We start from the raw sequence: 10,380 nt of genomic DNA, 5'->3' as shown, positions 1-10,380 counted from the left end.
GATCGCAGAATAACCAATAGTAATTAATCAACCTGCTGAGCTTTGCTCAGTTTGAAGCGGAATGGCGCTCCGTTCCTCTGGAACGGATGCGCAATTCTTGCGGAATATGCAGGTATTTTAAAAACCGTGAATTTGTTGGGATAAATTCAAACACTTTTGAATAGAAAATTGTTTGTAATTTTATTTTAGATTTTGGTGAGTTATAACTGAATATAAAATCAATTCTGATGGAACTCTTGCTACAGTGCGTAGTGTTCGATAGAAGATTGGATGATGAGACTTGCGGATTAGTCGTTTCATCTTTTTCTCAAACCGAGGTGAAAACTGATGGCTGCATTCACTTGGGTCCGGTAAACTTTCGTTAATGGCATCAGCCAGTTCTGCTGCGGCCTGTGCCAACATCTCATCAGTTATCATAGTATTCCCTCCTCCTTACAAATCTGAAGCAATCTGTTCTTCGCTCTCTGATCAAGCTTGATTGCATTTGCTTCTGTGATATTCAGCTGTTTCGCAATCTCTCTGCAACTGAACCCCTGATAATATTTGAGCAGGATCACTTGACGATAACGAGGGGGTAACTTAGCCATACACGCAGCCAACCCATGCACTTTGCTTTCGTCTACAGGAATACCGGAAATCTCATCAAGGTATATGACCTTACTCCTGCGTTGATTTGCTCGGTACAAATCGATTGCTTTGTTCTCAACTATAGTAACGACATAGACCTGCGTTTTTGGACACACCGGTTCTCCAATTTTTGAAATGTTTTCTGCAATCTTTACGAAAGCATTGTGAACAGCATCCTCAGCATCTTCCTCATTGTTGAGAACCTTATATGCTGTATGGTACATGAGTCCTTTATATGTAAGATATATTTTTTCAAATTTTGATTGATACTCTGGGGAGTCAATCATCATCAAATATATGAGCATGGGCATAATCCTCCAGTATGAATGTAAATATTATACCACAATCCTACAAATTTTGTGTTATCGACGTGTAAACAAAAAGTTCATAATTATTTTTTGAAGAGACTGTCCAAAATTCTTATCCTCAATCGTTATTATAGTTAAAACTTATATGAGGGGGAGATTTTGATGGTATAGATAATCACCAAACCCTAATACACCATGACTCTCATCTACGAACAGGCGGTCAACACCCAACTGTTCAAAGGTGATAACATCATCTTTGCGTTCGGTGGAGGTCAGCTTGTCCAGTCTGGCCTGCAAGGATTTACGGGTCTTTTCCATCTGCTTGATGGTAAAGTTCTCGCCACGCTGCCATTTGAGCGTTGCAATCTCATTCTCGATCTCGTCGATCTGCTGTTCCAGCTGTCTCTGCTGACGTTCCGGGGAGAGCGGGATTTTCTCGAACTGGCTGTGACCAATGATGACAGCATCATAGTCACCAGTTGCGATACGGGCGCAGAACTTTTTGCGGTTTGCCGTTTCAAAGTCCTTTTTCGTTGCTACCAGAAGATTTGCACTCGGATAGAGTCGCAGGAACTCATTTGCCCACTGCAAGGTCAGATGGTTCGGCACCACAAACATGGATTTCTGACACAAGCCCAGACGCTTACTCTCCATGGCAGATGCAGCCATCTCGAAGGTCTTGCCTGCACCTACTTCGTGTGCCAGCAAGGTGTTTCCACCATAAAGCACATGAGCAATAGCGTTTTTCTGATGTTCTCGCAGAGAAATATCGGGGTTCATACCGCCAAAACGGATATGACTGCCATCGTATTCACGAGGTCTGGTGGAGTTGAAAAGCTCATTGTACTTCGTAACCAGAGCTTCACGGCGTCGGGGATCTCTCCATACCCAATCACGGAACGCATCCTTGATGGCCTGCTGTTTCTGCTGGGCAAGGGTTGTTTCTTTCTTGTTCAGGACACGCTTCTGTTTTCCATCGGGTTCTTCGATGGTGTCGTAGATTCGGATGTCCTTCAGGTTCAGCGTTTCCTCCAGAATACGATATGCGTTGGCACGGTCAGTACCGTAGGTCACATACGCAGCCACATCATTATAGCTTGGGTTACTCTTGCCGGTGATTCGCCACTCGGCAGTCATTTCAGAGAACTTGACTTCGATGCTGCGACGCATATAATACGGCGGCTCAAAGGTTTCGTACATGAACTGCTGGATATAATCAGGGTCAATCCAGGTAGCACCCAGACGAACATCAATTTCAGACGCATCCAGGTCTTTCGGCTGCGCCTTTTCCAGAGCCTGCACGTTCACAGAAAATGCAGAATCATTCTTTGCCGCCATCTGAGCAATCTTCAGCTTGCTTCTCACATCACCGGAAAGGTACTCGTCTGCGGTCTGCCAACCGTCTACAGGATCATTGCGATTTGCCAGCGGGTCTTTGAAGATGACTCCACGCAGTTCAGTCGCAATAGCTTCATATTCACCGGGAGTGCCAAGCAGTTCTGCCATATAGTCCAGATCTACTCGACCACGTTCACCGATAGAAATTGCCAGAGCTTCGGAAGGAGTGTCCACACTGGTCACTTTGCGTTCTGGCTTGATCGTTCTCTTGGTGAACATATCCGCCTTGCTTTTCAGATTGCCGTCCTCATCCACATTCTCCAGAGAACACAGGAGGTAATAGGAGGAATCGTCAGAGAATGCCTGACCGTTAGCACGGTTATTGATAAGACCATGTTTTGCGGTAAAGGCATCATAGGCTTCGTTCAATTCCGCCTGCTTCTGGGCAATCATTTCATCCGGGAAGTCCTCAAGCTGGAACTCGATTAGCTCATTGACAATGCGGCGCAGTTCTACCATGCCGGTCACACGCTCTTTTGCCTTTTCATTCAGATCAAGATGACGCATGACGGAGTTTTCACGGAAGTAAACATCTCCGTCTACGACTGCATAGGAGAAGTTCTTCACGTTGGGATCAGCAGGAATTACATCTTCCTGAATACCATGCTCTGTTTCGGCAAGCTCCACAGGTTGATACACACCGCCAATATGGGCAATGGCTTCCTTCAGCTGTTCGGAAAGATCAGCGTCGGGAATCGGACGAACTGTGAGATCATCCTTGCCGTACTGAGTGCTTTCCATTGCCAGCTCACCCAGGACCATCTCAGGATGGTCTACGAAATAGCTGTTCATGGTAAAGCCATCAGGTGTTGTATTCAGATGCACCCAATCCTGATCGATGTCGATAGGATGGTCACGCTTCTGCAGGAAGATAATATCGGAGACAACATCAGTTCCTGCGTTCTTTTTGAAAGCGTTGTTTGGCAGACGGATTGCACCGAGAAAGTCTGCTCTCTGGGCCATATACCTTCGGGCATCTGGTGTCTTGGAGTCCATGGTGTGTCGGCTGGTCACAAAAGCAACCACGCCACCGGGACGAACCTGATCCAGCGTTTTAGCGAAGAAATAGTTGTGAATGGAGAAGCCCAGTTTGTCATAAGGCTTATCAGAAACCTTATAGTTTCCGAACGGCACGTTACCAACAGCCAGATCATAGAAGTCTCTGCGATTGGTCGTTTCAAAACCGGCTACGGTAATGTCAGCTTTCGGATAGAGCTTCTGAGCAATACGACCAGAGATAGAGTCAAGCTCCACACCATACAATCGGCTGTCTCTCATGCTCTCAGGCAGTAAGCCGAAGAAGTTACCGACACCCATTGCAGGCTCCAGGATATTGCCGGTCTCAAACCCCATCCTTTCCACAGCATCATAGATACCACGGATAACCGTAGGACTGGTATAGTGTGCGTTCAGAGTTGAAGCTCTTGCTGCTGCATATTCATCATCAGACAGCAAGCCCTTCAGATTCTTGTATTCTTCAGCCCAGCTGTCCTTGTTCGGGTCAAACACATCTGCAAGGCCGCCCCAGCCGACATAGTTCGACAGGATTTCCTGCTCCTGAGGAGTAGCATCTCGTCCTTCTGCTTCCAGTTGGAACAGGGTACGGATAGCCGCTACATTTCGGGCGTATTTCAGACGGGGACTTCCTTCGCCAAGGTTATCGTCCATAATACGATAGTTCTCAGCATGGATTTCAGGCTGAACCTCTTTTTCCTGAAGGGCAGTTTCGATTCTACTGATAATCTCCTGTACCTCAGGATTTTCCCAACCATCCACCTTCGTGTAGTCCTGTACGATAGTGTCCTGCCCATCTTTGCAATGGATCAGATCCAGACTGCCGGGTAAAGGTCGTCTAGTGTTCATAGCTCCCAGAGCTTTCATCTGTGTGGACGGAAGCTCACGATAGGCTCTCATGGCATCCTCAAAGGAACCATACTCCTTGATGTCCAGCGCACCACGCTTCTGAATATCTTCCACTACATAGAAATGGTCGATGAAGTGTTCAGGGACAACTTCGACGCTATTTGCGTCGAAGTTAGGCGCATAGACCTGTGCGTGTGCCTTCTCATCAGGATAGTCGCCATAAATACGGATGTACTTATGCTCCTGCTGATCGTAAATGGCAGCACCATCGTATTTGAAACCGTCAGGCTCCATAGTTCCGTCTACATATCCCTGTGCGACTTTTTCGGCTTCCTCCAAAGTGTAGTAGTCCAACTTGTCATCAAAGCCGTTTTCAAAATGGTGATAAGCTGCAACCAGATAGCGGGGAGCCATACGCTCCTCATAGCTGTTAATCATATCAGGTGTCAGCCATCCCGGTTTGTCGGGAACTGTATCATATAACTCACGCATCTTGGCAATTTGTGCGTGTCTGTTTCCTGCCCATAAGTGCTTTTCGCTGTGCTGTCCAGCACCAAGGAAATATTCGCAGTCCATACGCAAGCGGTCTAACAGCTGATACTCAAAGCTATAATCCCTTGTCTGCGCTGTTTCGGGAATGATTTCACCCTTGATTTCCTCTACAACCGGCTGTCCCGGTACTTCAGCAATACCACGGAGGGAATGGTTCCTCTCATCATCATTCAGCAGTCGTTCAAACTGCTCACGATTTTCGGCTCGGAAAATGGGGTAAAGCAGAGTCGGATCACGCAGCTGTACCTCTCTGTCAGTAATCTGCTCCACAAGAAAAGCTGTATCGTCCAGATAGACTGTATCTCCGACCTGATAATGCCAGCCCTGTTCTTTCTGCTGAACCATAGCGACCTGCTCATCTGTTACGTCGATCAGGTCAGAAAAGTCCAAATCTTCAAGCTCGTTTTCAATCAGCGCTTGCAAAGAATCATACTGACGGGAATCAATCAGTGTTCCGTCCAGATAACGCTCAATGCGGAAGTCCTCCAAATTGGCGTATACCTGGATAGGAATTTCATCATCGGTCACGGTTGTGTAGCCAATACCAATCTTGCTGAGATCTTCAAAATCTGCCGGGGAATCATACTCGTCCTGACAGAAATCGTCGATCAGTTCCTTGGCTCTCTCCAAAGTGGAATCAAGCTCCATCTTGGCATCCAGAATCGCCTGACGCTGTGCCATCGCTTCAGGGGAAAGATAGCGGTCGAGCTTCACAAGGTCGTCTACACGGGAAGCAACCTGCGTCCAGGACAACTTGACTTCTTCACAGCCAGACTTCTTATATCGCAATCCCTTGGCATCGTGATCCTGAGAACTATGGTCAGAACCGGACAACGCATGGGAACGACCACCGGTTCCGTATTCGTTTTTCAGGAAGTCTGCCTTTTCTTTCTGGGAGTGCGGTTCCAGAAAGTATTCATAAATACGAGCCTTGCTACCCTCAAAGCTGCTTCCGCTGGCAAGCTCTGCATTAATTTCATCATCGGTGATGAAATAGCCAACAACGGGCATATCCATCATTTCCGTCTGATACTCTCTGCGGGGAAGTTTCAATTCCTCCAGTTGCTGCATAATGCGGTCGAACTTATGATGTCTGGCACGCATAAGGCTATAATCACTTTTATTTGCATACAAAAAACTGGTATATTGCTGTGTCAGCGTAGAGAGAAAGTGAGGGTCTGTTAATTGCTTTGCCAATTGCTTTGTTTCATCAGGAAACCCACTGAACGTACCACGATGCAATATGTTCAGAAAGTTACTTGCACGGCCTTTTTCACTCAGATCACGGTAGAGATACCAAAGAGATACAGCCAGTTGATTACGCTCATGCTGTGGAGCTTCGGCAAGTTCCACATTGGTAGCGAATTTGCCCTCCTCCAAAAGTTGTCCGATACGCTCGGCAGCTTCCGTCCAAGGGATGACCTGGGCAGTCTTGGTATATCGTGCGGAACGTCCCATTGCCAGATGGATGCCATCTTCGGCATACCACGCAGAAATGCTGCGTCCATTCTCCTTGATACCATAGCCGCCGTTGTAAGTTTCTTTCAGAAACTGAGCCAGTTCATCAACAGGTTTCTGTTTCATAAACTCAGTAGCGATTGCCATACGGCTGTTGGTACGGTTGCTGCCCAGCATCAGGAAGTGGTCGATTTCTTCCTGGGCAAAAGAAAAAGCAGAGAACTGTCTGCTCTCTGCTTCATCTATCAGTTTTATCTGTTCATCTTCGGTGAGGAAAAGATTGAGACTCAGCTGTTGATAAGCTCCGTCATCACTATTTCCTCTGCCTGTGCTTTCAGGCTGTTCATGTGCTGTACCCAGCCCATCTGATTTGTCGCCTTGTCCGGTGCCGGGTTCTTCTGAAGATACTCGCTCATCAGCTGTTTCACTCTGCGGTTCGCTGTCTCGTCGATCTCCTGAAGATGCGGGAACAACTGCTCCGTCAGGATCAGGTCGCTGAACAGGGTCGGATTGTTCTCCTGCAGGAACGCTCTGCGCATCCTGCCGTACTTGCCCAGGGGCTTCGTGTCTGGGTGTTCCAGTTTCAGGTCGGGAATCAGCACTTCTCCCACCTGCGTGTAAGTCATTTCGTTCATCATGGTCTTGACTCCTTTCTATCTGCTGGCTTTGATTGTACTCTTGGATCGTGATTTCGATTTCCTTGAACATCCTGCCTGCGATACTGCTGACTGCATTACCGAGAGCGTTGACCGTCTGACGGGTATTGAAATCGAATACGTTGAAGAAATCTTCCTGTTCAAAGTAGGCATCCGGGTCGTCGGTGCATCGGGAATACATACTGTAACGATTCAATCGCTCCGTTGATGGAGTTAAAGCTACACTCATGTCTTGCTTTCCCAAGCTGATCCATGAAGAACTCAGGCGCATCATTGATTGCTTCTGCAATCAGCGCCATCGCACGGATTTTCTCCAATTCCAGCAGTTCATTGACACCGAATCCTTTGCCCAGAACCGTCTGATACTGCTTGAGCGTAAAAGCAAGTTCATCCGGCTCAATACTTCTCTCAAATCTTTCTTTACGGTCGTTTCCGTAAAGGCTCCATTCTGCCATTTTCTATCCTCCAAATCAAAATTCATATAGTTGCTATATGTAAACGGGCAGCTTTCGCTACCCGCCGAGTGCGAATCACTCGTTGTTGGTCTTAGCCAAACAGACCAGAGAGCAGAGGAACCAGGGTAATGCCGATCAGAGCCACACCGCCGCCTGCCATCAGCTGTTTCATCCCCAATTAGGTGTAAAAACTCTGCTCGATGGCGGGCGGCGGCGTACAAAAAATCTATATGGTGTTGTTAAGAGAACCGTCCCGGCGGGACAGGTCAGGCAGTGACCTGTTCCACCTCCGGGATGGGTTTGAGATTAAAATGAATTTCGATAGAAATGTGTCTTGTTTTATCTTCGTCAATGCGCTCATGCACAACGATTTCTTTGATTAAGCGGTTGAGGGTGGCTGCGTCCAGCTCTGTGATGTTGGCGTATTCCTGAATGGCTTCCACCCATTGTTTTGCATCATTGGCAAGCTGGACTTCATCGGACAGCCGCTTTCTGCCCTCGGACACTTTTGTTTTAAGCTCCGTCTGCTCGGTCTGTGTCTTTTCCAGCATGGTGTTGAAATTCTGCTCACTGATACGCCCTGCAATCATATCCTCATAAAGCCGCATGACCATTTTGTCCAGAACCTCAATCCGTTCCTCGTCCCTTGTAAGGGAGCGTTCCATTGCTTCCCGCTGTTCCCGCTGCTCGGCTTCACAGGTATTGGTCAGGCGGTCGGCAACCGCTTCCCCGTCCATCAGGGCAGCTCTGGCACATTCCCGGATTTTCCGCAGCACATGGCTGTAAAGGGTGTCATAATCAATCCGGTGCTGGGTGCAGTGGTTCTTTCCAAAGGCATTGTAGGTCTTGCAGGAGTAAATCCGCTGGGGATGTTTAGCGTTTGTGTAGCGTACCGTCAGCGACTTCCCACACTCGCCGCATTTTAACAGTCCGGCAAACAGGCTGATTTCATTGGTCTGCCCCGGACGCTGGCGGGATTTCAGCTTGTTCTGCACAATGTCAAAGCTCATGCTGTCAATCAGCGGTTCATGCTGTCCCTCCACCACAATCCAGTCCTCCGGCTTCTTTTCCCCAATCGTGCCGATTTTGAAGCGGTAGTCCTTTTTCTGGGAAGCAATCGCCCCGGTGTAGACGGGATTCATCAAAAGGTCTTTGATAACGGAGAAGTCCCACATATACCGCCCGTTTTCTGGGTCTTTCTTTTCCCATTTGGTGCGGGTATTGCGAAGCCCCCGTTCCCGGTTCCACCATGTAGGGCAGGGGATTTTTTCTTTCTCCAGCCGTCTGCGGATATAGTTCGGACCATGACCGTTCAGGGCATATCCGAAAATCAGCCGCACAATCGGGGCGGTTTCCTCGTCAATGAGCAGATGGTTTTTGTCCTCCGGGTCTTTCCGATACCCAAACGGGGCAAGACACCCGGTAAACTGTCCTTTCTGCGCTTTCAGAAGATAAGAGGAATGGACTTTCTTGGAAATATCCTTGCTGTACATCTCGTTCAGGATATTCTTGAACGGGGCAATGTCGTTGTTATCCCGCAGGGTGTCGATGCCGTCATTCATGGCGATATAGCGGACACCGTTTCTTGGGAAAAAGTCCTCAATCAAATGCCCGGTTTGCAGATAATTACGCCCCAGTCGGCTGAGGTCTTTCGTGATGACAAGGTTGATCTGCCTGCGCTCAATGGCTCTCAACATTCTCTGTAGGTCAGGACGCTCCATGTTAAGACCTGTGAAGCCATCGTCCTGATAGACTGCCACAACCTCCCATCCCTGCTTTTCGCAGTATTTTTCCAGCATATCACGCTGGTTTGCGATACTGGCACTTTCGCCTTGCAGGTCATCGTCCTTTGACAGCCTGCAATAGACCGCCGCACGATAACCCCCGGCAAGTGCCGAACCGATTGTTCTGTATTCCATTTCGTTCATCATAGCCATTTACCCACACAATCCAGACGGTATCTGGCTCTTTTGAACCTCATCTTCATTATAGCCTATATCTTTCTTTTTAGCAAGATATTCTTTTGCATTTGTCTTTCCGTATTTCTGGGAAATCAGGCTGACGAACACATCAGTGGCGTCAAGCTCCCCGTCAAATACAGTGGTCACATGAATCTCTGTTTTGTTTTTTGCCATAGGCAGTTATCCTCCATACATGAAAATAGCCAGACAGAGGGTGTCGGCAACGAAGTCCGGCAACGGACTTCAAAAGACCTTGCAAACAATCTCAATCTGGCGATGGTTACTATTTATACTTTTCTTTTATTTTTTTGTTGTTTTGGTTGTTATAAGGGAGAAAAGCCCGGAAATAAGGGGTTTTTCCCGGCAACCGGCTCGGCAACGGGATAACAACAGGGGGTGCAACGGGCTGTCCTTTTCAGAATGGAAGCTCCATCTGTTCTGTGACCTCCACAAAACCGTCCATCGTTTTTTCAGACGGGTTGCCGGAGTCCGTTGCCGGGTTTTCACGCTCCCAGCCCTTTTGTCTGCCATATTCGGAAAACATTCTTGGGTTTGGGAAGTACCGCCAGCTGGAAATGCACTGGTTCATAATCTCGTTGATTTCCCGGATTTCCCATTGCTTCGGCTCGTCAAAAGCATGGTTCAAGGCTTCCTTATAGAGCTGCTTGGAGCAGACCATGCTCCCGGTGTATTTATCAAGATACGCCTGTATCATCCCGGCTTTGGTGTCCTCCGGCATAAAATCCCGCTGGTGTTCTTTGAGATACCGCTGCATGGCGGGGCTGAAAGCCAGCTTGAACCTGCCGCTTTTATAAATCTCCATCGCTTCCGCCCACATCTGCCCGATATAGGCTCTGGAAGCGGCTTCATCCTCCAAAATGTGAACTTCCGCCTGCTCCGGGTACACCATGACCGGGATAAAGCGGCGGTTGCCGGAACGGTCAAGGGGCAGGAAGTCAAGGGCATTGGAAGTGCCGCCAAACACGCACTGACTGTCGTCTCGCAAAATAAAGTTCCTGTCTCCTGCACAAAAACAGCGAATTATTATATCAGTTCCATAATGATGTCTCTTTGTACGTGCCTGTAATTACGGCGCGCTTTT

The 10,380-nt window shown here is 48.1% G+C and carries 6 protein-coding genes and 4 pseudogenes; all 10 read right to left on the bottom strand.

All coding sequences use genetic code 11. The features are described 5' to 3' along the window. Positions 1–180 precede the first annotated feature (180 nt). A complete protein-coding gene (locus tag ACTNBR_RS15615; protein ID WP_441019122.1) occupies positions 181–417 on the bottom strand; it encodes a hypothetical protein in 237 nt (78 codons plus the stop codon). Continuing rightward, positions 414–932, bottom strand: coding sequence for an RNA polymerase sigma factor (locus ACTNBR_RS15610; protein WP_441019124.1), 519 nt, complete (start codon positions 930–932; stop codon positions 414–416). Before ACTNBR_RS15610 ends, ACTNBR_RS15615 begins: the two co-directional genes overlap by 4 nt. Positions 933–1,130: 198 nt before the next feature. Next, positions 1,131–4,061, bottom strand: a pseudogene (locus ACTNBR_RS15605) (DEAD/DEAH box helicase family protein); the annotation flags it as partial. Between the two features lie 558 nt (positions 4,062–4,619). After that, a pseudogene (locus ACTNBR_RS15600) lies at positions 4,620–5,093 on the bottom strand (LPD11 domain-containing protein); the annotation flags it as partial. 1,400 nt (positions 5,094–6,493) lie between these two features. After that, positions 6,494–6,844 carry a TnpV protein gene (locus ACTNBR_RS15595; RefSeq protein ID WP_441019126.1) on the bottom strand — a complete coding sequence of 117 codons (351 nt, stop codon included), beginning with the start codon at positions 6,842–6,844 and terminating at the stop codon, positions 6,494–6,496. 158 nt (positions 6,845–7,002) lie between these two features. Beyond that, the gene (locus tag ACTNBR_RS15590) at positions 7,003–7,317 is read right to left on the bottom strand and encodes an HrcA family transcriptional regulator (RefSeq protein ID WP_441019128.1); all 315 of its coding nucleotides are present in this window, start codon (positions 7,315–7,317) and stop codon (positions 7,003–7,005) included. Positions 7,318–7,408: 91 nt separating this feature from the next. Beyond that, positions 7,409–7,492, bottom strand: a pseudogene (locus ACTNBR_RS15585) (Maff2 family mobile element protein); the annotation flags it as partial. Between the two features lie 91 nt (positions 7,493–7,583). Beyond that, positions 7,584–9,254, bottom strand: coding sequence for a recombinase family protein (locus tag ACTNBR_RS15580; RefSeq protein ID WP_002584321.1), 1,671 nt, complete (start codon positions 9,252–9,254; stop codon positions 7,584–7,586). Then, positions 9,255–9,452, bottom strand: a complete 198-nt coding sequence (locus ACTNBR_RS15575) for a hypothetical protein (RefSeq protein ID WP_002592708.1) — start codon at positions 9,450–9,452, stop codon at positions 9,255–9,257. A 241-nt stretch (positions 9,453–9,693) separates the two neighbouring features. Further along, positions 9,694–10,269 (bottom strand): annotated as a pseudogene (locus tag ACTNBR_RS15570) (VapE domain-containing protein); the annotation flags it as partial. Positions 10,270–10,380 lie beyond the last annotated feature (111 nt).

The sequence above is a fragment of the Bariatricus sp. HCP28S3_F11 genome (assembly GCF_052065395.1).
In the GTDB taxonomy this organism is placed as follows: Bacteria; Bacillota; Clostridia; order Lachnospirales; family Lachnospiraceae; genus Allocoprococcus.
The sequence above is the reverse complement of the archived record's forward strand: the minus strand, read 5'-3'. Positions and strand labels throughout refer to the sequence as shown.

Bases quoted from the DNA above. Each gene is read 5' to 3' on its own strand.
- ACTNBR_RS15575 (WP_002592708.1), bottom strand. From the start codon at position 9,452: ATGGCAAAAAACAAAACAGAGATTCATGTGACCACTGTATTTGACGGG.
- ACTNBR_RS15615 (WP_441019122.1), bottom strand. From the start codon at position 417: ATGATAACTGATGAGATGTTGGCACAGGCCGCAGCAGAACTGGCTGAT.
- ACTNBR_RS15610 (WP_441019124.1), bottom strand. From the start codon at position 932: ATGCTCATATATTTGATGATGATTGACTCCCCAGAGTATCAATCAAAA.
- ACTNBR_RS15590 (WP_441019128.1), bottom strand. From the start codon at position 7,317: ATGGCAGAATGGAGCCTTTACGGAAACGACCGTAAAGAAAGATTTGAG.
- ACTNBR_RS15595 (WP_441019126.1), bottom strand. From the start codon at position 6,844: ATGATGAACGAAATGACTTACACGCAGGTGGGAGAAGTGCTGATTCCC.
- ACTNBR_RS15580 (WP_002584321.1), bottom strand. From the start codon at position 9,254: ATGGCTATGATGAACGAAATGGAATACAGAACAATCGGTTCGGCACTT.